General features: G+C 38.8%; 27 protein-coding genes. 8 read left to right on the top strand and 19 right to left on the bottom strand.

What is annotated here, in order from left to right:
* Positions 1-396: 396 nt before the first annotated feature.
* From A2U94_RS12425 to A2U94_RS12380, 10 genes are all read right to left on the bottom strand, one after another.
* Positions 397-711: a hypothetical protein gene (locus A2U94_RS12425; RefSeq protein WP_062687258.1), complete on the bottom strand. Its 315-nt coding sequence runs from the start codon at positions 709-711 to the stop codon at positions 397-399.
* A gap of 15 nt (positions 712-726) precedes the next feature.
* Positions 727-999, bottom strand: a complete 273-nt coding sequence (locus A2U94_RS12420) for a colicin E3/pyocin S6 family cytotoxin (RefSeq protein WP_062687259.1) — start codon at positions 997-999, stop codon at positions 727-729.
* Positions 1,000-1,102: 103 nt separating this feature from the next.
* Positions 1,103-2,332, bottom strand: a complete 1,230-nt coding sequence (locus A2U94_RS12415) for an IS110 family RNA-guided transposase (protein ID WP_062687260.1) — start codon at positions 2,330-2,332, stop codon at positions 1,103-1,105.
* Positions 2,333-2,489: 157 nt separating this feature from the next.
* Positions 2,490-3,266, bottom strand: a complete 777-nt coding sequence (locus A2U94_RS12410; RefSeq protein ID WP_062687261.1) for a recombinase family protein — start codon at positions 3,264-3,266, stop codon at positions 2,490-2,492.
* Positions 3,267-3,955: 689 nt separating this feature from the next.
* Complete coding sequence (locus tag A2U94_RS12405) at positions 3,956-4,420, bottom strand: hypothetical protein (protein ID WP_062687262.1); 465 nt, start codon at positions 4,418-4,420, stop codon at positions 3,956-3,958.
* A gap of 2 nt (positions 4,421-4,422) precedes the next feature.
* Positions 4,423-5,334, bottom strand: a complete 912-nt coding sequence (locus A2U94_RS21830; protein WP_231882760.1) for a hypothetical protein — start codon at positions 5,332-5,334, stop codon at positions 4,423-4,425.
* Positions 5,335-5,661: 327 nt separating this feature from the next.
* Positions 5,662-6,393 (bottom strand): PoNi-like cognate immunity protein, encoded by a 732-nt coding sequence (locus tag A2U94_RS12395; protein WP_025910112.1) that lies wholly within the window; start codon positions 6,391-6,393, stop codon positions 5,662-5,664.
* A gap of 17 nt (positions 6,394-6,410) precedes the next feature.
* Positions 6,411-8,588 (bottom strand): T7SS effector LXG polymorphic toxin, encoded by a 2,178-nt coding sequence (locus A2U94_RS20695; protein WP_082823069.1) that lies wholly within the window; start codon positions 8,586-8,588, stop codon positions 6,411-6,413.
* 55 nt (positions 8,589-8,643) lie between these two features.
* The gene (locus tag A2U94_RS12385; protein ID WP_061784862.1) at positions 8,644-8,907 is read right to left on the bottom strand and encodes a DUF5344 family protein; all 264 of its coding nucleotides are present in this window, start codon (positions 8,905-8,907) and stop codon (positions 8,644-8,646) included.
* A 2-nt stretch (positions 8,908-8,909) separates the two neighbouring features.
* Positions 8,910-9,335, bottom strand: a complete 426-nt coding sequence (locus A2U94_RS12380; RefSeq protein WP_025909576.1) for a hypothetical protein — start codon at positions 9,333-9,335, stop codon at positions 8,910-8,912.
* Positions 9,336-9,553: 218 nt separating this feature from the next.
* Between A2U94_RS12380 and A2U94_RS12375 the strand changes: the two genes are divergently transcribed.
* The 7 genes from A2U94_RS12375 (at position 9,554) to A2U94_RS12345 (ending at position 13,825) form a co-directional block, all read left to right on the top strand.
* Positions 9,554-9,976, top strand: coding sequence for an Rrf2 family transcriptional regulator (locus A2U94_RS12375; RefSeq protein ID WP_061784864.1), 423 nt, complete (start codon positions 9,554-9,556; stop codon positions 9,974-9,976).
* 96 nt (positions 9,977-10,072) lie between these two features.
* Entirely contained in the window at positions 10,073-10,927 is an 855-nt protein-coding gene (locus A2U94_RS12370) for an SDR family oxidoreductase (RefSeq protein WP_025909578.1), read from the top strand.
* Between the two features lie 583 nt (positions 10,928-11,510).
* Positions 11,511-11,756, top strand: a complete 246-nt coding sequence (locus A2U94_RS12365) for a beta/alpha barrel domain-containing protein (protein ID WP_062954576.1) — start codon at positions 11,511-11,513, stop codon at positions 11,754-11,756.
* 16 nt (positions 11,757-11,772) lie between these two features.
* The gene (locus tag A2U94_RS12360) at positions 11,773-12,141 is read left to right on the top strand and encodes a spore coat protein (RefSeq protein ID WP_025909580.1); all 369 of its coding nucleotides are present in this window, start codon (positions 11,773-11,775) and stop codon (positions 12,139-12,141) included.
* An 18-nt stretch (positions 12,142-12,159) separates the two neighbouring features.
* Positions 12,160-13,296 carry a zinc-dependent alcohol dehydrogenase gene (locus A2U94_RS12355; RefSeq protein ID WP_025909581.1) on the top strand — a complete coding sequence of 379 codons (1,137 nt, stop codon included), beginning with the start codon at positions 12,160-12,162 and terminating at the stop codon, positions 13,294-13,296.
* 16 nt (positions 13,297-13,312) lie between these two features.
* Positions 13,313-13,507: a hypothetical protein gene (locus A2U94_RS12350; RefSeq protein WP_025909582.1), complete on the top strand. Its 195-nt coding sequence runs from the start codon at positions 13,313-13,315 to the stop codon at positions 13,505-13,507.
* 18 nt (positions 13,508-13,525) lie between these two features.
* Positions 13,526-13,825, top strand: a complete 300-nt coding sequence (locus tag A2U94_RS12345) for a spore coat protein (protein WP_025909583.1) — start codon at positions 13,526-13,528, stop codon at positions 13,823-13,825.
* 389 nt (positions 13,826-14,214) lie between these two features.
* On the opposite strand, the gene A2U94_RS12340 is transcribed toward A2U94_RS12345, so the two are convergent.
* From A2U94_RS12340 to A2U94_RS12310, 7 genes are all read right to left on the bottom strand, one after another.
* Positions 14,215-15,537: an O-antigen ligase family protein gene (locus A2U94_RS12340; protein ID WP_062954574.1), complete on the bottom strand. Its 1,323-nt coding sequence runs from the start codon at positions 15,535-15,537 to the stop codon at positions 14,215-14,217.
* Positions 15,538-15,693: 156 nt separating this feature from the next.
* Positions 15,694-16,461, bottom strand: a complete 768-nt coding sequence (locus tag A2U94_RS12335) for a tyrosine-protein phosphatase (protein WP_062954573.1) — start codon at positions 16,459-16,461, stop codon at positions 15,694-15,696.
* Positions 16,462-16,677: 216 nt separating this feature from the next.
* A complete protein-coding gene (locus tag A2U94_RS12330; protein WP_062954572.1) occupies positions 16,678-17,487 on the bottom strand; it encodes an N-acetylmuramoyl-L-alanine amidase family protein in 810 nt (269 codons plus the stop codon).
* Positions 17,487-18,545 carry a YARHG domain-containing protein gene (locus tag A2U94_RS12325; RefSeq protein ID WP_197473398.1) on the bottom strand — a complete coding sequence of 353 codons (1,059 nt, stop codon included), beginning with the start codon at positions 18,543-18,545 and terminating at the stop codon, positions 17,487-17,489. The genes A2U94_RS12330 and A2U94_RS12325 overlap by 1 nt, the downstream gene beginning before the upstream one ends.
* 230 nt (positions 18,546-18,775) lie before the next feature.
* Positions 18,776-19,501 (bottom strand): CpsB/CapC family capsule biosynthesis tyrosine phosphatase, encoded by a 726-nt coding sequence (locus A2U94_RS12320; RefSeq protein WP_062954569.1) that lies wholly within the window; start codon positions 19,499-19,501, stop codon positions 18,776-18,778.
* Positions 19,502-19,613: 112 nt separating this feature from the next.
* Entirely contained in the window at positions 19,614-20,381 is a 768-nt protein-coding gene (locus A2U94_RS12315) for a tyrosine-protein phosphatase (RefSeq protein WP_062954567.1), read from the bottom strand.
* A 126-nt stretch (positions 20,382-20,507) separates the two neighbouring features.
* Positions 20,508-21,287 (bottom strand): SGNH/GDSL hydrolase family protein, encoded by a 780-nt coding sequence (locus tag A2U94_RS12310; RefSeq protein ID WP_062954565.1) that lies wholly within the window; start codon positions 21,285-21,287, stop codon positions 20,508-20,510.
* Between the two features lie 185 nt (positions 21,288-21,472).
* On the opposite strand from A2U94_RS12310, the gene tagU reads away from it, so the two are divergent.
* Positions 21,473-22,414 carry a polyisoprenyl-teichoic acid--peptidoglycan teichoic acid transferase TagU gene (gene tagU / locus A2U94_RS12305; protein ID WP_062954564.1) on the top strand — a complete coding sequence of 314 codons (942 nt, stop codon included), beginning with the start codon at positions 21,473-21,475 and terminating at the stop codon, positions 22,412-22,414.
* Positions 22,415-22,522: 108 nt separating this feature from the next.
* Here the strand turns inward: tagU and A2U94_RS12300 are convergent, their stop codons facing one another.
* Complete coding sequence (locus A2U94_RS12300; RefSeq protein WP_062954562.1) at positions 22,523-23,236, bottom strand: CpsD/CapB family tyrosine-protein kinase; 714 nt, start codon at positions 23,234-23,236, stop codon at positions 22,523-22,525.
* A complete protein-coding gene (locus A2U94_RS12295) occupies positions 23,226-23,978 on the bottom strand; it encodes a YveK family protein (RefSeq protein ID WP_062954561.1) in 753 nt (250 codons plus the stop codon). Before A2U94_RS12295 ends, A2U94_RS12300 begins: the two co-directional genes overlap by 11 nt.
* Positions 23,979-23,993 lie beyond the last annotated feature (15 nt).

Below are 23,993 nucleotides of genomic sequence, written 5' to 3'. Positions count from 1 at the left end.
TGGTTTGGATAATGCGCTCATCTACGCCATTGAAGAAGGAAATTTCAGCCACAGCGGTTTTAATTACACAACTTGGCTCAGCAGTGTATTGGAGAGAATGATTCGAAGAAATTTCAACTGGAATAGGATCGAGTTTGACGGGAACAATGGTTAATTTGTTTGTAGACATAATGGCACCTCCTTTGATTGATACATTTATCGTACCGGAGGTGCCTGATGTTTTATATGCGTTGTTTGATTACGGGCTTACCATTTGCCAATGAAAAACCTTGAAAGGCTAGCTTATCAGCCAATCAAGGTTTAATAATTTCCTTTGCCCTGCTTTAAAGGCTCTCTTTATTTTCTTTCAAACTGCTGATTCAGTTTTTATCACTATCACCAATGAATTAATGGATGTTACTTTACAATACACTCAGGAGTAAAATTTACAAACACAGAGTCTGTACCATCATCCATCATTCTTTTTAATTCTCTCCCTAGTGAATAATTGGAACTTGGTTCTGTTTGTAATACACAAATGATATTTCCACCTTCTCCTCGTGAAAGACAGGTTAATTGTAAGTAGTCAGTATTATCATATATAAATGACACTATATAATCATAGAACTCTTCTTCACAATTATTTATTCCAAAAACCCTAACTATAGTTCCACTCCAAATTTGAGTATCGTCTGAAATTTCCCTTACAGGTATCCAATCACTCTTAAGCATGCCACTACATCCTTTCTATTTAACCTTTAAATTATGACCACCAGAAGCATCGGCAGGTTTAGTAGGCATAAAATCAAAATCAACCTCCCCTTGATGTTTTCCTTTACTATTTGTTTTTTCAAACCTACCATGCTGTGTGTCTACCGAATATAAATCTCCTGTTTTAGGGTCCTTATATACATCTCTACCATTAATCTTACTTAATTTCGAATCTTTTACTAATCCAGCATTTTTAGCAACTTCCTGTGCTTTTGACCTAACAGTTGCAACACGCTCGGCTGGTGGCAACTTGACTATCGATTTTTCAAAATCTTTAGCAGTATTACCCGTACCCTATGTTGTAATCTTAAAAGCTAAAATAAAAAAGTCAGCCATTTACCATACTATTAAATTACTTCTTTTCTTGCTCTATCGGCAATTCGTAGGCTGTTTTATGTTTCATCATGCCATAAACAATGTTCACAAGCCTTCTCATAATGCACACCAATGCTTGTCCCTTTGTTTTGCCTTCTTTCAGCTTACGTTGGTAATAAGCGTGGAACACTGGATTTCGTGGCAATTTACTTCCCTTTGCTACTTGAACTTGCTGTACTGAGAGATTATAAAATAACGCATGCAGCGCCCGATTTCCCTGTTTGCTTTTTTGTTCCTTACCTTTCCCACCGGAGCCAAAGTAAACTGGCGCAATACCCGCAAATCGTGCTAATTTGTTGGCATTAGGAAAGCGTCTTACATCACCTATCTCTGCAATTAATGCCGAAGCTGTCACAAGGTCAATTCCTGGCATGGAGTTTAGTTGAAAGTCTAGTAAACTCATTAACTGTTTTAATTCGCCTTCTACATAGTTCATTTCCTTCTTTTTAAACGTAATGTCTCGAACGATGCTTCTTACTAGAAAGTCGCGTGTTTCTTGATGTTCTTTTGCAGTGCGTCCATCTTCTTTTACTAGCTTTAATATGTCATTAGCCTTTTTCACGGAACATGTATTGTTACTGGCTTCTAATAAAAAAGTGGTCAATTCTTGTAAGGTTATACTCTCTAAACAAGATGGTGACGGATATCGTTTCCAAAATGCCAATGCCGTTTTTCCATCTATTTCTGAGAAAAACTTCTTATAGCTTGGATAGTGGTGGCTCAATTGAATGTGCAGTTGGTTCTTTAAAGCACCTTGAGCTTTCACCAACGCATTTCTTCTAGTGACCAATTGTTGTATGGACCAATATAAATCATGTGGTTTAGCATCTGGTAATTGGTCTAGTTTGTTCACCAATATTCTAGCTACACATTCCGCATCCCAACTGTCACTTTTTTGTGTGGTCATATGGCTTTTTCGTTCAGAGTATGAAAGTGCTGGGTTTACTTCTTTTACAACCTGTCCATGGTCAGTTAAAAACTGTGCTAACGATCGCCCATAGCCTCCAACATCTTCTAAGTCAAATACAGGCGTCAATCCATCATCTATAAGTTTATCAATATCCAGTAAAAAAGTTGAGAAGGCAGATGGTTTATTTTCAAGCTTTATTTCATCCAACTTCTCCTGCCAACAATTAATAATCACTGCCACATGGTGTTGCTTATGCAAGTCTACACCCACATAAATATGTTTCTGCTTTTCATGCATCGTTCATCCTCCTATTCAGTTGTCAATGATTGAATGAAAATGCCGGCAACCTTAGTTCGAGCGTTCACCTATCGGTGCGCATTGGTACGAAAGCCTATCCATTTTCAACCTTACAGAAGAATTTATAAGAAAATGAGTCCCTTTTTTAAGTAACCTTTTAAATTATTGCTTCATGTTTCCCATTTGCTTGTATTTGTCCGTATGTATAGATCCCTTGATAAAAACTTTCTCGGTCTAAAATACGTTTCACTTGTACTTTCGTAAATGCTTTCCCTTGAGTTGTTCGATAACCTTCATCATTTAATGCTTCTGCCAACCTAGACAGTGACCATTTTCTATGTATCTGTTTAAGCTCAAACAACCGTTTCACTACTTCTGCATGATTGTTATGTATCTTTAGTTCCTTTTCACCTTTTTGTTTCATATAGCCAAATGTTACCCTTCCCCCTGCATATCCACCTTCCTTTGCCTTTTTATTTCTCCCTTTTGTTAGTTTTAGGGCTATTTCAAGTCGTTGGTATTGGTCTAATAACTCCATTAATCCATTGACCAAAAAGTCGTTTGGGTCTTTTTTGTGAATGCTGTAAAATGGTTGTTCAATACTCTTAATATCACAGCCATATTTCTTCAACTCTCGTTGTATTAGCACCTTTACAATATCTGACCGCCATAATCGGCTTGTATTGAGCACCACCACATTATCAATTTGGACAGACGAAAGGTGAGCCAACATTTCCTGTAAGCCCACCCTGTCAATTTCTAATGCTTCTTCATTTAGTTTTGCGCCACTAATTCCTTCGTCTCTAAAAATATGAATCAAGTTTAAGCCTTGTTCCTTACAATATGCTTTAATTTCCTCTTCTTGATATTTCAAGCTATATCCATCTCTCGCTTGCCCTTGAGTGGAGACTCGTATATACCCAACAACGTTCAACCTTTCACCCTCCCGTTACGAAAATTAAAATTTATGTAACGCTTTTTAAACGAATAGCGAGTATTATACGGCCCTCTCTAGTAAAAACACAACCCAAATTTTTTAATCCAAAGCAGTAATAGAACGCCCTTTCACGTTATCCATTGTTTATCGCCACGAGCTTTGTCATTCTCGTTAGTTTATTAGCCAATCCATGTCATAACTACCGCTGCCATGTAAAATGTCATCTCGCCTATGTATCGTACTTTTCTTACTATCCAAGTATTAAAACGATACTCCATGACGGTACAACCATCATGAGCTTTCGATTCTCAAACAAATCACATTCTTATTGTCCCACTCATAAATCTTCACTTTTTATTATTCACTATCTTTATGTATCCGTATCGTTACAACCTTTAGCATTACGAGCATTGTCATTGTCTTTAGTTTGTGGGTTTTGCAGTATCATAAGTCCCCACACCATGTAAAATGTCAAATCACCCAATTCTAGTACTTTTCTTATTATTCCTATATAAAATAAAACTCCATGATGGCAGTACCTTCATGGAGTCTCTATTTTCAAACGTATCATTGCTCTTTTTGTCCAACTCAAATATTTTAATTGTATTTTAGTTCACTTGCTTTATGTACCTATACGTAAAAGCCTTTCGTATAACTAGTTTAGGCACTAGAGTGCTCTAAACACGTTACCTTTCCTCTTTGCACAAATGATTGTAATGACCAAATTCAGGAAATACATCCCAGTTTCTTTCAAGGGTATCGCTAGTTTCGCGCTCCTCGACTGAACCGGTCTTTAAATCTCTCTTTTCCATTGCTATATAGCCATCTTCTCGGAAGCCCAAAATCAAGCTACTTACTTCCGTGTCAGTTTCATCATCATATTCCCAATACATGGCTGTTCTTAAAAAAATCTTACCATCACTCATAACTTCAAAATCATAATTTAAATATTTACGAATCAGGTCATCATAAAACCCCACCGAAACCCATTCATTTGTAACATTTACAATATATTTAGGTTTCTCATCCTCTAATAATACCGCCGTATATGGTTCTTGTTTTTGATGGTATGTGTATGCAGTACGGTCATCAAGTATGTTCCAAGGCTTCTTTTTGATGTCCGACCATTCGTCACAATAATAAATTTTCATAGTCAATTATACACCTTCCCCTTAATATCCCTAATAATAATCCTGTTTTTTGTTGCCTCATCAAGAATTGTTTGCGGAATTGGTTTATTTTGAACAGGTATTTCTAATATTAATTCACCTTTAAGTCGCCCTCCTTTGAGAGCGTTAGGATTAAAAGTACCATTTGATATTTTAGAACCCGAAGAATATTTTTTTGTGATTTCATTTAAGTAACTCTTAGCTGTCTTTTCTTGCACTTCACTAAGTTGAGTGAATTTTCTCGATACTATTTCCTTGTTGGGTGCATATGAGTCAACTACGTACTTTTTGCCCCCTACTTCTTTTGCTTCCAACTCTACCTCATTATAAGGGTAACGAGGACGATTTTCCTTATTAAAATTATTACCTGCTTCCCAACGCTCTTTAAGCCAGTCTGGTACAGATTTCTTTTTAGGTGTAACATCATCCGTACCCTTACCACTCTCATCCCTAACCTTCGTCCCAACCCCATTACCACCATCCACACGCTCAATAAACTGATACCCGCCATTCCCCTTCACAGATCCAACACCTGGATACGCTAAACGATTATCCAGCTTATTTAGACCCAAATTCTGCAGAGCTGACTGCGTATGCACATGAATGGCTGCGGCACCTTCATTCAGTTTCTTCGTGGCGGCACCGCTGAGTTGTTCAAGCTTCGTCGTTTTTGCGAGCTTGTCCGCTCCTTTTGTGCCGACTATGCTTATGGCAACGTTAGCGGTTAGGTAGGAAAAGTAGTGGCCTCTGCTTTTTGCATCGCCATTTATAACCTGTTCGTTCCAAGAGTCTTTCATTTCGTTACCGATGGTTTTAGCTACGCCTTTTGGATCATCCCAAACGGCTTGTGCTCCTTCTCCAATGCTTTGTAACGTTCCTTTTGGGTCTTCTATCATATGTACGAGATCATTCCACGTATCGACAACGGCATCTGTCGCTCCGCCAGCGACGCCATCCCAGCTTCGTTTTGTGACGTCTAGCGCGGTTTTTGTTCCTTGCTTGATGTTTTCAATGCTGACTTTCCAGCTTTTTTTGTTTCTTAGTTTATCAAAGGTTTCAGATACTTTACTGCTAGTGTTAAAAAATCTTTATTTTCCCATCAGGACTCACGTTACATTTTCTATGACTCCACTTAGCTAATGCTATTTATGTACTAATCCAGTTAAAAATGATAGACACAAAGAATCCACAGTATAAGCATTTATCACTGTTGATTCTTACTATTATTCTTCTTGATCATGCACCATATCATAAGGGTAGTATGGAGTATCTTTTAAAGCTGAATCATCTAATTTTAAAATCTTTGCGATTGCTCCACTTTCAAAGCTCCAATAACCGCTATAAATACCATGTTTATTTTTATGTGCATCGTACCATGCTTCATCCGAATGCCCACGATACCAATATTTCTTTATATATTCTTCCAATCTTTCTATAGAAATCTCTTTTGAAATTTTACTACCTTCAATCACCTTTTTTAATTTTACATATGGATTTTTTACATAAAATTTACTTTGCTCATAAAAATCTGAGACCTCACCATTTCTAAAAGCAATAAAATAATTAATCAAATAATCATTTAATCCTTCTTTCCTTATCATTGTTACCAGCCTATTAAATTCTTCATCTTCAATATTTAGCATAACTGCTATAGATGTCATCCATAACATACGTATATATCCACTTTCTTTATTCCATACTTTTTCCATGACACCTATTACTTCAGGTAAAAACTCACGAATGTTTTGAGCAGGGAAACCCGCAGAGTACATAGCCCTTAATTTATTAAAGTAATAACCTTGCAACGCTATGTATCCATTCTTTAAACCTTTATCATCTTTTCCCTTTTCTTCAATGACCTTTTTAATTAATAATGAAAATTTTTCTATTCGTCTTTCCTCATAATCAATGAATTCTTCAAAATATATACTAGTTTTAATTTTATCCCGCAGCATAATCTCTCTCCTCCCTTTTATTCTTCCAAAATTTTTTTCACTACCGTCCCATCAGGCATAACCTGTATAACAATCCTTTGAACATTTTCTGGATTGAGCAACATTTCCGTCACAATTTCGTCTGCTTTTTCCTTTGATAAAGTGCTATCTAACCTTTCACTTCCAAAAATCCAATCTTCACTCATCTGCTTTCCATCGTTTGTTTTCCCCAACCTGGACGTATTATACTTAGCCTCTGCTATGACATACTTAGGTGGTGGAGATGCATTTTCATATACACCATCTATCCCTTTAACAATTTTTTGATCCAATGTTAAGACGCGATCATCACTAATTCTTGTATAGGTTTGACTTTCAAAAAAATCATCCATCTTAATTTCACCATAATTTCCTTTGTGCTTTGTAGTTTTTAAGATGACTTCTCCATTTTCTACTGATTCTATGACCGTTCGTTGTTGTATTCTAGCTTCTTCAACTGTTTGAATCATTTCTTCAGCTTTATTGTCTACTTCACCCTTACCACTCTCATCCTTAACCTTCGTCCCAACCCCATTACCACCATCCACACGCTCAATAAACTGATACCCGCCATTCCCCTTCACAGATCCAACACCTGGATACGCTAAACGGTTATCCAGTCCCAAGTTCTGCAGAGCTGACTGCGTACGCACATGAATGGCTGCGGCACCTTCATTGAGTTTCTTCGTGGCGGCACCGCTGAGTTGTTCAAGCTTCGTCGTTTTTGCGAGCTTGTCCGCTCCCTTTGTGCCGACTATGCTCATGGCAACGTTAGCGGTTAGGTAGGAAAAGTAGTGACCTCTGCTTTTTGTATCGCCGTTTATAACCTGTTCATTCCAAGAGTCTTTAATTTCGTTACCGATGGTGTTAGCTACGCCTTTTGGATCATCCCAAACGGCTTTGACTCCTTCACCGATGCTTTCTGCTGTTTCGACTGGATGCTGGACCATATGTACGAGGTCATTCCACGTATCGACAACGGCATCTGTCGCTCCGCCAGCGACGCCATCCCAGCTTCGTTTTGTGACGTCTAGCGCGGTTTTTGTTCCTTGCTTGATGTTTTCAATGCTGACTTTCCAGCTTTCTTTGGACACTTCGATGGCAAGCTTTGTGCTCACTTTCGCTTTTGCGAGACCGGCTGCTGCTTGGGATTGGACATCTGCCCACGTTTCGTGAGCTGTGTGCTTCAGTTCCTTTACGCCGTCTGAAACAGCTTGTACGCCGGTGTTCCAGCTCGTTTTTGTCGCGGTCCAAGCAGCTTCTGTTCCGTGGGTGACTTTGTCAACGCCTGCGTGAAAGCCATCCATTGTCTTATCCCATGCATGTTCAACCCCACTTGTGACGCTTCCCCAAGCCGCACCCCAAAATCCTTTTTCTTCTTTCTTCTTGGCATGTGGGTTTTCGCATACTTCAAGCGTGAAGCTTTCTTGCGCTTGAATGTTCTTTTGATTTTCGTAGGCTTTTCGCTCGGCTTCTTTGGCTTCCACATACGAAACGGCGCGGCTGTTGGCTTCCCCCTGCATGCCATACACTGGGCTTGCTTTATAGGCATCAAGGTCAAAGTAAAGAGGCGTCGCGTTCCCTGCTTGACTTGTGGAACTTGTGACGGCTTGAATGTTTTGGGTGACCATATTATAGAAGAATGACAGCCCTTTGTATTCTTGAACGAGATCCGCGTCTAGCTGATTCACGGCTTGGAGCGTATCCTTTCGCTCTTGTTCTGCTTCTTCTAGGTACTGATTGTACTTAGCACTTGAAAAGACGTTGAGCGGTAAGATATGGTCGATTGTATTAAAAATATCCTGCAGAGCGTTTTGCTGCTGGATAATCATTTCTTTAGCTTGCGTGTTTCCTTGATGAACATTTTGGTCTAGAAACGCTTCCGCTACAAACGTACTTCCTTCAAGCTCTGAAGTTCCCATTTTTGCTTCAATGGTTTCAAAAAAAGCTCGGTTTGTTTCAATTAAGTTCAGCCACTGATTAGCAATGTCTGCGTGGCTTTGATAAAAAGCTTTAATATTGTCTGCGCCTTTTCCTTGAAGATCCTCATCTAAAGCGGCGATTCGCTTAAACGCTTTTTGTAATACTAGTAGTTGCTTTTCCATTTCGTTATATGAACTGATGCGCTCTTTTGCTGTCTCTAGCAGCGCGCTCGCATCATATACAGCGTTTTGCACTCCAAAAAGCTCCTCTCTATTATATACGTTTTCTACCTATCTTTCATCCTACGCCTTATCTGCGCGCCATCATCTCATCCTGCGCTTTCAGCTGTTTGAGGTTGCTTTCCGTATCCGCTATTTGCTTAGTCAAAAGCTGAACATAGTTCGTCATGAGCTGCTGGATTTCCATCTCTTGATTCTTCATCATCTCCGTGATTTCTAAACGATTGTCTCCAACGCTTTTCATTTCCTTTACGACGATGTTATCTTTCGCTGCCTTTAACGCGTTTAGCTCATTCATAACTGATTCATAGTTTAATTTAATCGTTTTTCCCATGCTTACAGCCTCCCTCTGATATGACTAATCTTTCGGTGCAGATCCTCCGCTGCTTCTTCTCCTTTATGTACAAGCGAACTCGCTTCTGTTGCCACGAAGCTCAGTCCGTTTAATAGAAGCTGCTGACTTTCAAGCTTCAGAATTGCCGAATCAATATCCGATAAGTAGTCTTCATATTCATCTTGTAAAATTCGCTTCAGCTCTTCTTTCGCACTTTCACGCTGTTCATCAAATGAAGTCGACCGCTTTCCTTTCCATCCTTCTCCAAGCTCTGGATTGGTTACTAAGCTCATATCGTTCATGGAGAGCGTTCTCTCTGACGTCACTTGCTGCTTGGCGGACTCCAACAACCGAATTTTTTCATTTACTTCCGCTGCTTGATGAGAAATCGTACTTGATAGCCCAGCAATAATCTTTGCGTAATCCACTGATCGCACCTCCGCACAGTATTTTTCCATATTTTATAGTATAAAATAACGAATATTGGTTCTAAATAGGAAGAACTTCTCTTTTTCTACTAATATCTGTGAGTTCAATGGAAATTTTTAGATAAAAGACCTATACATATTCCATTTTTTTCTTTGATCTTTTTATTGACAACTAAAATACATTGTAACTATAATGGTTACAACGGTGGTGATAAGCAATGAAACAAATTAGCAGCCGATTCTCCATGGCCGTTCATACATTAACTCTAATTGCGGTCGCACCCAGTGAATGCACGGGCGACTTTATTGCAGGAAGCGTAAATACAAACCCTGTCGTCGTTCGAAGAATTATGAGCATGTTGAAAAAAGCTGGCTTAATTGACGTACGGGCAGGTGTTGGCGGAGCGTCGCTTTTGAAAGAACCGTCAGAAATTACCCTACTCGATGTTTACAAAGCAGTTGATGTGGTTGAAGATGGACAGTTGTTTAATATTCATGAAAAGCCAAACATCTTATGCCCAGTGGGAAGAACGATTGAAGACTCTCTTTCTGCGGAGCTAAAAGAAGCTCAGGCTGCCATGGAAAAACGATTGAATGAAACGACCATTGGAATGATGATTGAAAAAGCACATGGTAACTAAAGCTCTTTTATGAGCTTTTTTTAAAACACTAGTTGTAACCATTTGAGTTATAACCAGTGTGGTTATATACACTAAATAAAGTGGAGGAATGAACAGATGAAAATGTTAGTTACAGGAGCAACAGGACAATTCGGTTCAATTGTAGTTGAAACTCTTTTACAAACGGTACCCGCAGAAAACCTAGCGGTGAGCGTGCGAAACCCTGAAAAGGCAGCGCACCTAAAAGCACAAGGAGTTGACGTGCGTCACGGTGATTTTGATCAACCCGAAACGCTTGCTGAAGCGTTCGCTGGCATTGATCGTTTACTGCTTGTATCAACAGACGGAGATAATAAAACGCGCATTCGTCAACATCAAGCTGCCGTTGAAGCTGCAAAGCAAGCGGGCGTTTCGTTCATCGCTTACACAAGCCTGGCAAAAGCAGACGAAAGCACTCTTTCTCTTGCAGAAGTGCATCGCGCAACGGAAAAAGCCATTAAGGAATCAGGCATTGCCTATTCTCTTCTTCGCAACAACTGGTACGTGGAAAATGAAGCGGGTACGGTTCAAGGCGTACTTCACGGAGCACCTTGGCTAAATCCAACAGGTGATGCAAAAATCAGCTGGGCGTTACGAAGCGACTATGCTCAGGCAGCAGCTGCTGTTTTAGCTGGAGAGGGTCACGAAAACACCGTATATGAACTAGCAGGCACGCCGCGCACTCAAAAAGAACTTGCCGCTATCGCAAGCAACGTGCTTCAAAAAGACGTGGAAGTCGTAAACGTAGACGATGCTGGGTTTAAGGAAGCGCTAAGCGGAGCTGGGTTACCAGGCTTTGTCGTTGACATGCTTGTTGAGATGCAAGAGCCAATTCGTCAAGGCTCTCTCGATGTAGAAAGCACTGACTTAGAAAAACTGCTCGGTCGCAAAGCACAGCCGCTTGATGTGTTTGTTCAGGCATTGATGAATTAATAGGCACAACAAAAAGAGAACACATACCTTTTATTACAAACGTATTTATCATTAAAATAAAATGATATACAATTGATAAACCAAAAAAAGAATAGATGAACAGGATTAAAGTGTCTGTATTCATCTATTCTTTTTTGTACAACAAAGGATTTTATTGACCACAACACAATGATGATTGTCGCAGTATTATAAAGAAAAGAAGTGGTAACACTAGTGTATAATACTATCAATCTTTTTAGTGTAGGAATCATTACCGCCCCTTTAAAAACTAGAGAACAAGTATATTTATTATAAGAAACACTCCGCTAAACATATTTCAATATAGAAATGATTTCATCACTTTTTATTGATTAATCATTCTTCCTTACCTACTATGTAAGCAAACGTTATAAACTTACTTTCCTTAGACCTCTTACCGAACTATAAGCAGAAAAGATTACTAAAGCAATTATTCCCATCCCTCCTGCTTTATGAACCATATCAAATAATTTACCAATTTTAAAAAAAACCATTCAAGAATGTTCACATCTATTTTTGGAACAATACCATTGACTGTACTAACAAATAAGGAGGTTAGTTAGAAATGGATCATCAAAAATTAGCCAATCATGAATCCCTGGATTTACATGAAGTTATAAATTTTAAAACGCTTTGCATAGCGAAATCTAAGCTAATGCAAGGACTCGTATTTGATGATGATTTAAGAGCCTTAATGAAAAAAGATGTGGAACAATCTATCAAAGCGCTTGAAGAATTACAGGTAGTTTATCAACGCGTACCGTTTGAAGCTCCAGTTCCTCAAAACCGACCAACACCAATAATAAATTAACAAGGAGGCACTTTCATTGAATCAGGACTATCTAGACCCTATAAACGCGTTGCATATGCCAGAGCTAGCGGATACTACATTTGCGATGGATTTACTTCTTCGCTCCAAAGAAGGTGTACGCAATATTGCCACGGCATTAACGGAGACTGCATCGCCTGATGTTAGAACCCTCTTACGAAATCAATTAATGCAAGGTATTGCCATGCACCAAGAAATTACGGAATTAATGATCAATAAAAAATGGTTCCATCCATACGAACTAAGTGAACAGTATAAATTAGATCAACTCTCTGCCAACAATACATTGATGATTGGAAAAATGAATTTATTCCCGCTTGAAAGCAATAGAAAAGGGCTGTTTGACCGAACACCTGATGATCACTAACACTGGAGGCTGTATAGCATGAAGGCAGTAACGTATCAAGGTATTAAAAATATTGTAGTTAAAGAAGTGCCAGACCCAAAGATTGAAAAACGAGATGACATGATCATTAAAGTAACAAGTACAGCTATATGTGGGTCTGATTTACATTTAATTCACGGCATGATTCCTAACCTGCAAGAAAACTATGTTATTGGCCATGAGCCAATGGGAATCGTTGAAGAAGTTGGACCTGATGTGACTAAGGTAAAAAAAGGTGACCGAGTCATTATTCCTTTTAATATCGCATGCGGTGAATGTCTTTACTGTAAAAACCATTTGGAAAGCCAATGTGATAACTCGAATGATAATGGTGATATGGGTGCCTATTTCGGATATTCTGGTAACACGGGTGGCTACCCAGGTGGGCAAGCTGAATATTTAAGGGTGCCATTTGCTAATTTTACTCACTTCAAAATCCCAGAAACCTGTGAAGAACCTGATGAAAAGTTAACGGTGATTGCCGATGCGATGACTACTGGTTATTGGAGCGTTGACAATGCAGGCGTAAAGAATGGTGATACAGTTATTGTTCTTGGCTGTGGTCCCGTTGGTCTTTTCGCTCAAAAATTCTGTTGGCTAAAAGGTGCAAAGCGTGTCATTGCCGTAGATTATGTAGACTATCGCTTGCAACATGCCAAACGTACTAACAAAGTTGAAATTGTTAATTTTGAACACTTTGAAAATCCAGGAATGCATTTGAAAGAAATAACAAAAGGCGGCGCTGATGTTGTTATTGACGCAGTTGGTATGGACGCTAAAATGACTGACTTAGAATTCTTAGCGAGCGGAATGAAACTTCAAGGCGGAGCATTCGGTGCGTTTATTACGGCTTCACAAGCAGTGCGTAAAGGCGGCACAATTCAAGTGACAGGCGTTTACGGTGGCAAATATAATGGATTCCCAATGGGAGATATTTTAAACCGAAACATTAATATTCGAACTGGACAAGCACCTGTGATTCACTATATGCCCTATATGTTTGAATTAGTTTCGACTGGAAAAATCGATCCAGGCGATGTCGTAAGTCATGTCCTTCCACTTAGTGAAGCAAAACGTGGCTATGAGATTTTCGATACGAAAACGGATGATTGTATAAAAGTCGTGTTGAAACCTTGAGAAAGGAGATAAAAAAATGAACTATGGCTTACATGAAGTTCTTGAGCTCCAAGAAATGGCGGCATTTAAGACCACTTGTTTAACGAAATCTAAAACAATGAAAGCATTGGTTAATGATCCTTTATTAAAAGATATTATGCAGCAAGACATTGATGTATCTACGAGACAATTACAAGAATACGCTTCGATTCTTTCCAACGTTAAGCAGTGAATTAGGAGGTGAATGACTATGAATGGAATCATTGAATCTTTAACTGGCATGGACGCACTGTCTGATCAAGTCGTTGCAATGGATTTGCTCATTTCAGCTAAAAGCGGCGTTAGAAATTATGCCATGGCCGTTACGGACGCAGGAACGCCAGAAATTAAAGAAATGCTCACTCTCCATTTAGTGGAAGCTCTTGATATGCATGAACGAATTTCCACATATATGATGGAAAAAGGATGGTACCACGCTTGGGATATGAACGAGCAGGTAAGTTTGAATTTAAACAACATTAATACAGCATTAAAATTACCTACACTATAAAAAATACCGAGGAACAGTTTAGCACTCTCCACTAAACTGTTCCTCAGTATTTTGTGAAAGGAAATACAATTAATACCTCCTGCTGACTTCTGTTTGTTTTACACGATGTAATTTGGAACCTTAAAGACAAGATGCTGTTCTTTTACTAAAAACATATAATCACTTACTTTCCATTTTCAAACGTCACTCTCTTTTTTTCTATGCCCAAAGCTTAAAAATCTTCCCTCTCTTCACCGCTTCCGGCTCTTCCATCTCAAGAGCCATTCCTTGAACTTCTCGCTTTATTTTCATACACGATATGTAGACTCTTTCTCAATAATAATTTTGAGTTGATTACAATTAAATAGAGTTGCAAATTCTCTTTAAAAGTAAACTTTTTTTAATTTTTTCTACTTTACTACCGAATTTTTCTCAAATAAAATTAAGCCTGTTACAAGGAATAGTAATACTAGTATATTGTAATTATGAAAAAAGTAATTATCAAACATTCCTTGAAATCCTACTGTTAGATAGATTCCTAAAATGCTTAAATAAAGTACATTTTTAGTTTTTCTGTATTTTTTGATAGCTATATACAGAATCCCTAGAATTAGCGTCAAGAAACCAACTACTCCTAAAATACCACTCCAAGACCAAACTATAAGCAAATGATTATGCGGAGGGAAATTTTCAAATTGCTTTCCCATTTGATAAGAAATATTTTCCCAGCCACCATACCCTAGACCAATTATAGGATGTATATGAGAGATAGCAAATTGCCATATTATCATTCTGGGATCTTGGCTTATGGCACTAATACTTAATCTATTAACTATATTGTCAAACAAGCCACTATTAATTAATAAAATAATCAAAATAATTGCTGGTACTGTAAAAATAATTATGCTTATCCATGTTTTCTGATTATTGATATTTAGTAGTATTAACACTATGCTTACAAAGATAAATGCGCCTAATCCTGCACGGGAATTTGTACTTAGCAGCGCTAGGAAATATACAATAATTGGAATGTTATAAACCTTACTGATAGTTTTCATTTTTAAAGATACAGACAACCAAAATAATATTCCAAAAAAGACTGCTGCTACATTTGTATTAACAAAAAATGTACCGGCTTTTCTAGGATCTAAAATGTTATTATATCCTTCATTAAAAAGGGTTTGCAGAGCTCCTGGATCTACAAAAAATGGTGCAATGGAACTTTTTAGAAAAGATATCTCTAAATTAGGTATAAATAAGAAGATAATGTTTATTACTCCTACGGGAATACCTAAAATTACAACATGCTTTAATATTTTTTCTGTTGAATATCTACTTGCTAACTGTTGACCAGCTAATAAAATTAAAAATGCTAATATATTATAAACCATTAGCTTTAACCCTAGCTGTATGTTTGGTGAATATATTAATCCGACACCCATACATAAAATATAAATTATAAATAATTTAGTAACTTTTTGGTGTAAATGAACTTGCAAATACTTAACAAAAGATAATGCTCCGACTATACTTAACACTGTAAAAGATAAACTAACATTGAACCCAAAGATAGGAGTAAAAACTAGATATAATGTTAGCCAAGGAATCAGATAACTGAATAGTAATTTTCTATTTATTAGGAAATAAACCCCAATAGCTACTACCGGTAACAGTATAAATAGATGCCAAATTGAAGAGATTACAGCATACAAAATGGCTAGTAAACATAACATGGGTTCTCTCCATGAACTTAAGCGAAAATTATAAAACATGACTTTATACACCCTTCTAATAGTAATAATACTATAATACTATTTTTTCATGTCTTTTTTAAGGTGTATTTTTAATTACTTTAATAAGTGAAGAAAAACATAATACAATTCTACACACTATGCCCAAAGCTTAAAGATCTTCCCTCTCTTCACCGCTTCTGGCTCCTCCATCGCAAGAGCCATTCCTTCAATGACTGCTTCCGCGTTTTCCATAAACGTATAGAGCTGGCCCGTTCCATACTGATCAGAAATAACGTCGTAGGCTTTTGAAAGAGAATAATCCCAATACGTTCGCTCATCTACGCCTGATGCGATAACGTGAGCGAGTCTGTGCTTGATAAAAGTTGAAGCAGATTTGCGCGCTTGCTTTCCGTTAAGTCCCAGAATACTTCCAGCGCTAAGCTGCGTTACAAAGCCTTTTTTCACAAGGTCGTAGAGTTTATCTGGATGCTGTTGAAAGACTGGATGACGTTCAGGTGCTTGTAACATTGGTACAATTCCTTGAAGCTGTAAGTCGTAGAGTAAGCTGTCGAGATTCGCTGGTAGCGTATGATAAGGTAGAGACATTAGTAGATATTTGTCCGTATGGTTCAGTGTAAGAAGCTTTTGTTTTTCATAGTGTTTAAGTAGCTGAGGCGAGGCGGGTACGAGCTGCCCTGGCAAAACGCGAAGCGGAATAAGTGCTTCTTCTAGCCAATCGTTGGCGGCGCTCGCATACAGAACAAGCTCATGGCGCGTCACGTCGGACTCTTCCCAAAACAGCGGAGTTGCGACGACGGAGTGAACGCCTTTTTTCACAAGCGAACGCGCCATATTCGTAAACGTCTGCACATCTCTTGGTCCATTATCAATGTTTGGCAAAATAAAGGTTTGAAGATCAATCATTGAACAATGCCCTCCTCCACAAATTGTCTATCTTTATCATACGATGTTTCACGTCACTTCTCTATGAAATTCGCTCGACAACTTATCCAACAATTATTCGTACAATTACAAGAAATGCGAAAAGCCCTAACAAAATCCACCAAATTCGCTTATGAATTGATACTTAAGAAAATGGACTTAAATAAAAAGAATGGCGAGGAGCCATTCTTTTTATTCCTATTGTAACGCTGCGTATTTTTCCACTCCGGTTGTGACGGCTTGAAGCATCCCTTCTAAGTAAGCCGGATTAGACAGCTTTTGATCTTCAGTTGGGTTTGTCATATACCCCATTTCAAGGAGTACAACTGGAACTATAGACCAATTAAAACCCGTTAAGTCACTTCGATAGCGAATGCCGTTTACTTTCACATCATCCTGCTTTTTCACTTCACTTACAATGTGAATTGCTGCAAGGTTACTTTGTTTAGCAATGGCTTGCTTCTTGCTTGGAACGAGAACCCCAAAGCCGCTGACATTTGGATTCTCGGCTCCGTCTGCGTGAAGCCGAATCACAAGGTCTGCTTTCTTTTCATTCGCCATCTCCGCTCGCTCTTTGTTGCTGATATCCACATCATGAGCTGAGCGCGTCAAATACACTTCAAACCCTTTTTCTGTTAGAAGCTCTTCAAGCAAAAAAGCCGCTTCTAAATTGAGCACATATTCAGGTTTTCTTGTCACGACCCCTGTTGTCCCGCCCGTTACCTTCATTTTCGTTTCGTTTGAATAAGGCGACACGCGCTCATGTATTGTATTCGCTCGCGCTTGATGACCGGGGTCTAAATAAACAATAAACGACTTTTTGGTTGGCTGCTGCGCTTCTTCTTTTTTATCTACGACAGGCAGTTCTTTAGTTTTTAACTCCTTGGCTGGAATTCCTTCATAGCTTTCTTTAACAAGCTCATTATTGCTTTCTCTATCCACTCCAAGCATGAACGCCCAGGCCAGACAGACAAGCACAACAAGCAGTAGTGAATACCAACCTTTCATTACCTCCGTCCCTCTTCTTTCTTTAAAAGAGCAACGTTATACTCTTCGGTTTTACTGAGCTTAATATTGTTTGAGGAAGCGGGATAGTACCAGGACTTCGCATTAAAGTAGTTTTGCAAGTAGTCCGTTTCAAACACATATCCGTAGCGCGCATAGATTTCGTTTCGCGCAATATATAACTCATGCTTACTAAGACCAGCTACCTCAGACACCGACAGCTCGCGACGGTCACTATCGGTAATAACATATTCCGAATAGCTCACAGGAGGCGCCGACGAACTAGAATCATCATAGTACACATATTCTTCATCAAACAAAACTAAGTTATCCTTTGACTCGCCTATTAAAATAGGAATCGAATACCCACACGAACCCGAATAATCGACAAGCACCGAAGAATTCATCGAATACGGATATACGCCTAAACACTCTGTGCCTACGCTAATGTACAGAGACGCATTCACACGCGTTGCCAGCTCGTTGCTCACGCGATATACGTCTTTTCCCCACGCCTTTAGTGCACTCATCTCTCCTTTATCGTAAAGGGTAAAGAAGCGGTTTGCTACGGGCGTTCCAAGACGATCTGCGCTTATATAAAGCGTGCCGTTCACTTTATCATGTTCAATCTCCCAGCTATCAATAGAAAACGCTCCGCTGCTCCCCTTTACGGAAACGTTCGCAAGCTTCTTTTTGTAGTCATTTACAATATTCGTCGGCTTCGGAGCAGTGGGTGCTTTAGGTTCTTCTTTAGGTTCTTCTTCATCTTCAGCTACTTCTTTTACTTCCGGCGTTTCAGCTTCCGGTTTAGTTACGGGCGTAGTTTCATTGGAATTCTGTTGGCTCGTTACGTAATCATAGACAAAGTAACCAGCTCCTCCAAGCACAAGTAGAGTTGCCACTACAACCCATATCTTTAGCCAAGAGTTCGTTGATTTTGACTCTCGAGTTCCTTCTTGATTTCTTTGACGAGTTCCATCTACCATCGTTCCACAACTTGGACAAGCGACCGCATTTTCCGGCAGCTGCTTCCCACATTCTCTACAAAACGATCCCATCATCCCACTCTCCTTCATTACCACACTGTGTGTTTAAAATAGGATATCTTTTACTACGTACGATGACGAATGCTAGTAGTACCGTTAATGTATATGCTGGAAGCTTTTTTATAACCATTTATTTTTTATCATTACATGAAGAGATGAGTAGACATTATGATATGAATAGATGTTACCTTCGACTTCATTAAAAAAAGCACCTTAACAAGATATTAAGATGCTTTTCCTCTCACTTAAAACAATCCCAAAAACTTCGCTTTCTTCACACGTTCAGGAGGCAAGGTCTGTACGCCTTTGCCATCCACAATCGCAACGGCGTTTTCCATCAACATGTCGACCTTGCTGGCACCGTATGCTTTTTCGATTTGCTTATATGCTTTTGGAAGCGAGTATTTTTTATAGTTTGTAAGCGTCACGCCTGATGCAACAACGTGAGCGAGATTACGTTCTAAAAATTCAAAGGCCGCTTGCTTCACTTTTTTCCCATGTATGCCGATAATACTATCAGACGATATTTGCACAAGTGCACCCTGCTTCACCAGCTTATATAATTCTTCTTTATGCTCTAAGAAATAAGGGTGGCGTTCAGGCTCACTGATAATAGGAACAAGTTGATCAAGCTGCAATTCATAAATTAATGACTCCATATATACAGGCTTCTCTTGATGTGAGATATGTAGAAGCATATATTTGTTGTTGTCATTAATCGTTTGGAAGTTACCGCGAGACTCTTGAATAAAACGCTCGCTAATCGGTACTCTCCCTCCTGGCATAACACGGAGCGGGACGACACGCGACTCTAGCATATGGTTCATATCATCCAGATAACCAGGCTCTAATCCTTGTTCATTCGCAATAATGGTATGAATCCCATTTTCCGTTAAAAGCAACGCTGCTTCTTGAAAAGCTTTTGAGGCCCCAAGCTTTTTCGGTACGATATCCGTATATAAATCTATCATCTTTATCTTCTCCTCAGTGACACACTTTATTGAAATAAGTCTATCATAACGTCACTGTGCCACTCAAACGAAAAGAAGATTCATATAGTTTTCATTTTTCAGATGGATGAACTTAAAAGATACCAAGAAACTTTTCTTTTCGAATTCTCTCCGGCTGTTCCTTATAAATACTCTGCCCTGCTATAACCGATTCAGCATTTTCCATTAATAAATAAACGCTTCTTACACCAAAATGTCGTTGGACAACATCGTACGCTTTTGGAAGTGAATACTTCTGGTAGTTAGTCGCATGACATCCTGATGCCATTAAATGAACAAGTCCATGACGCAGAAGTAAATAAGCAAACCTTTTCGCCTGGGCTCCGTTGTATCCCATCAAGCTTTGAGATGAACTCTGCATAACCGCTCCTTTTTTCACCAATTTGTACACTGCATTTGGATTGTTCCTAAAATACGGATGACATTCAGGCTCATTAATAATAGGAATAATCTTTTTCAGCTGCAGCTCATACATCACTTGATCGATATATGTAACAAAATTCGTTCTTGGAAGCTGCAGTAATAAATACGCTCGGTCATCGTTAACAGTTAAAATATCATTGATATCATACGAATGGTGCACCATCGGCTGAAGTAGCGCTCGCTGCCCAGGAACGACATTTAATGGAATTTTTGTTTCTTTTAGAGAACAGTCAGCTACATGAACCCGGTTTAAAATCGTATCCCTCTCGAATCCGAAATCTTCGCCGTCGTAAAACGGACTTGTCATAATCGTCGTTACTCCCTCTGACACGAGCCTTCGACTCATCTTTAAGAACGTTTCGGTGTCAGAGGGACCTTTTTCTACATTAGGCAACAAAAATACATTTAAATCAAGCACTCAACCAGCCCCTATACAGTTTTATAAGCATATAGTACCATTTTATAGCCTGAATCAAGCAATAACAACAACTATAAATCGACATTTTACAACAAAAAAAAGATAGCAGGATCATCCTGCTATCTTTTATGAAGCAACAAAATAGTTAATTAATGCTTCCGACCACGCCTTGTGACCTTTGTCAGTTAGCGTACGTTGGTCCTCTGATAGGTACTCTAAAATCTCTTCACTCGTGTAATCTGGCCATGAACCCCAGTGATCTACGTACTCATATCCGTTCTCTTCAGAGAACACTTCCAATTCTTTTGCTTCCTTCGGATAATTCGTTGCGTTGTAGATTGGCTGTGATGGTTGAAGGATTGTCACAACACCGTCAACCTCTTTTGTAATATGAGACATAATCACACTTAAATTATCAAGCGTGTTTTTAATACCTACTACGCCGTTATCATTTAACAAGAATGGTTCAAACAATAACACATCAGGATCAGCTTTTACGATATCTTCATATGTATTACCACGAACAAACTCAAGAGTATTCATTCCCTCATACTCATATACCGTCACGTCAATTAACGACGAACCATACGTTTTATCAAGCTCCGCTTTTAACAGCATGGGCCAGCTATTTTCATCCTTTGACATTGCTTGAGAACCCACAATCATAAGATTCATTGGCTCTCCTGTTTCAGACGCTTGTGCTAGTTTATCGACAATCGAATCCGGTAAATTAGACGTATATGACTCCCAGCTTCCTCCTGAAACAGCTTTTGACTCGCTACTATCTGACGTACTTTTTTCCTGAGAAGCGGGCGCCGCAGACGTATTGGAGTCCCAGTAGATCTTCCCAGCTACAATCGTTGCAATAAGCACAATGATTGCTAAAATATTCACAAATACTTTCATATTCTAACTCCCTTGCTAATTCTTTCTTGCCTTGCCTTTCCTTTCTATTATAATATAAATTTTGACGAATTTTTATAAAAAATGATTAAATTTGTCATTTTTTTTGGTAAAATAAAAGAATACGTGTGTATTTTGTCACAGAACAAAAGGCGTAATAATAAACAAGAAAAGGAAGATACATTTATATGGAACAAGAACGCAGACGCAGAAAGCGTAAATCCAAAAAAGGATTTAAAATCGCTCTTTCTATCATTCTATTATTGATTATTGGTATTGGAGTTTACGCTTTCTCAGTCTATAGCTCCGTAACGAACACATTAAACAGAACGCATGAACCGTTATCTCGTGAAAAATCAGAAAAGCGTGGCCAGCAAGTCAACCTAGACAGCCGCGATCCAATTTCCGTTTTACTACTAGGTGTGGACCAACGTGGTGCAGACCGTGGTCGTTCAGATTCACTGATTCTCATGACGGTAAACCCAGACAAGCAATCAGTCAAGATGGTCAGCATCCCGCGTGATACAAAAACAGAAATTATCGGAAAAGGAAAAGAAGATAAAATCAACCACGCCTATGCATTCGGCGGTGTCGATATGTCGATTAAAACTGTTGAGAACTTCTTAGATGTACCGATTGATTATTATGTACAGGTTAATATGGAAGGATTTAAAGATTTAGTAGATGCTGTTGGTGGGGTAACGGTGAATAATAACTTAGATTTCACTTACGAAGGTCACCACTTTACAAAAGGAACGCTTGATTTAAATGGAGAAGAAGCCCTAAAGTATTCACGCATGCGCTATGAAGATCCAAGAGGAGATTTTGGACGTCAAGAACGTCAACGTCAAATTATTCAAGCCGTTATTGATGAAGGTGCAAGCATGAAATCTCTTGCGAACTATGGAAGCATTTTAGATGCCATTGGCGATAACGTGAAAACAAACTTAACGTTTGATGAAATGAAAGATGTTCAAGCAAACTATAAAGATGCTCGTCATAGCCTAGAGCAGATTCAACTTGAAGGAACAGGCGGTAAAGCAAGCAACGGAGTTTACTACTATCACGTATCAGAAGAAAATCGCACACAAGTGTCGAATCTATTAAAAGAACATTTGAACCTAAACTAATAGAGTAAGGAAGCTGAACAAAAGTCAGCTTCCTTCTTTATTATACAAATTATACAAAAATACCCACGCCGCTATGTTTGTAAACATAGCGGCGTGGGTATAAATACATTAATTGGCACCGTAATAATAGTAGTAGTTGCTTCCTTCTTCCACTTTACGGTTGTTTAACACAACGCCAAGTAGCTTACTGTTCGCATTAACAAGAACTTCTTTTGCTTTTTGCGCAGCTTCTTTATCCGTTTTGCCACTGCTGACAACAAGAATTGTACCATCAACCTGGTTAGCTAAAATTTGTGAATCCGTTACTGCAAGAGCTGGAGGCGTATCAAAAATCACCATATCAAACTCACGCTTCATTTGAGCTAACACTTCTCCCATATACTTAGAGCCTAAAAGCTCAGACGGGTTTGGTGGAATGGGACCACTCGTTAAGATATGTAAGTTCGGTACCTCACATTCTTGCACAGCTTGCTCCAACGTAGATTGTTTCGTTAATACGTTGGTAAAACCAATGTGGTTCTCTAAGCGGAATGTGTAGTGAGCCGTCGGCTTACGTAAATCCGCATCAATTAACAATACCTTTAAGCCTTGCTGAGCGTAAACGGTTGCCAAGTTCGCAGACGTTGTGGACTTTCCTTCTCCAGGACCTGTTGACGTTAAAAGAATAGACTTAATATTCTCATCTGCATTAGAGAATTGAACGTTTGTACGAATCGTACGATACTGTTCAGCAACAGGGTCTTTCGGACTATTATGAGCGAGTAAACGACGTTTTAGCGTTAATAACTTATCATTCTTTGCATCTTTTGCTTTACGAGCCAAACGTCTCACCTCGCGTTCTTTGTGCACGTCCTATTGGTTCAGTCTGACGAACCGTTGCTTTTGGTACATCTTTAATGTTAGTAATAATACCAATCACAGGAAGTTCAAGAATTTGCTCGATGTCTTGCTCTGTTTTTAACGTGTTATCTAAGTATTCAAGTAGGAAAGCTACTCCGACACCAACCATTAATCCAACAACAATTGCAATCGCAATGTTTAGTAATGGCTGTGGTTTTACAGGAGCGATATCTTTCCCTACTTCTGCTTTTGATAGGATATTCACATTATCCACGTTCATTAACTTTGAAATTTTGCTTTGAAATACTTCAGCCGTCGTATTGGCAATCTTGGCTGCCATATGTGGTGATTCATCTTGAACTGTTAAGTCAACAACTTGAGAATCTTTAGCGCTGCTAACCTGAATTTGTTCTTTTAAATCATCAACGGAGCGATCTAGATTTAGTTCCGCTCGTACCGTATCCAAAATAACAGGACTGGTAATAATTTGATTATAGGTATTGATTAACTGAATGTTTGTTTGCACTTGGTTGTTATTATATAATTGCTCATCAGACTTTGCTTGGTTTACAAGAATTTGCGTTTTTGATTCGTAAATTGGCGTCATTACAAAGAAGCTAACAACGGCACTAATAATAGCCGCAATCATTGTAATTAACGCAATTAACCAAAGACGCTTTTTCAATGTCTGAAACAATTCTTTCAAACTAATTGTTTCTTCCATGATGACCTCCGAATA

Source organism: Bacillus sp. VT 712 (assembly GCF_001614195.1).
Classification (GTDB): domain Bacteria; phylum Bacillota; class Bacilli; order Bacillales; family Bacillaceae_H; genus Priestia; species Priestia flexa.
The sequence above is the reverse complement of the archived record's forward strand: the minus strand, read 5'-3'. Positions and strand labels throughout refer to the sequence as shown.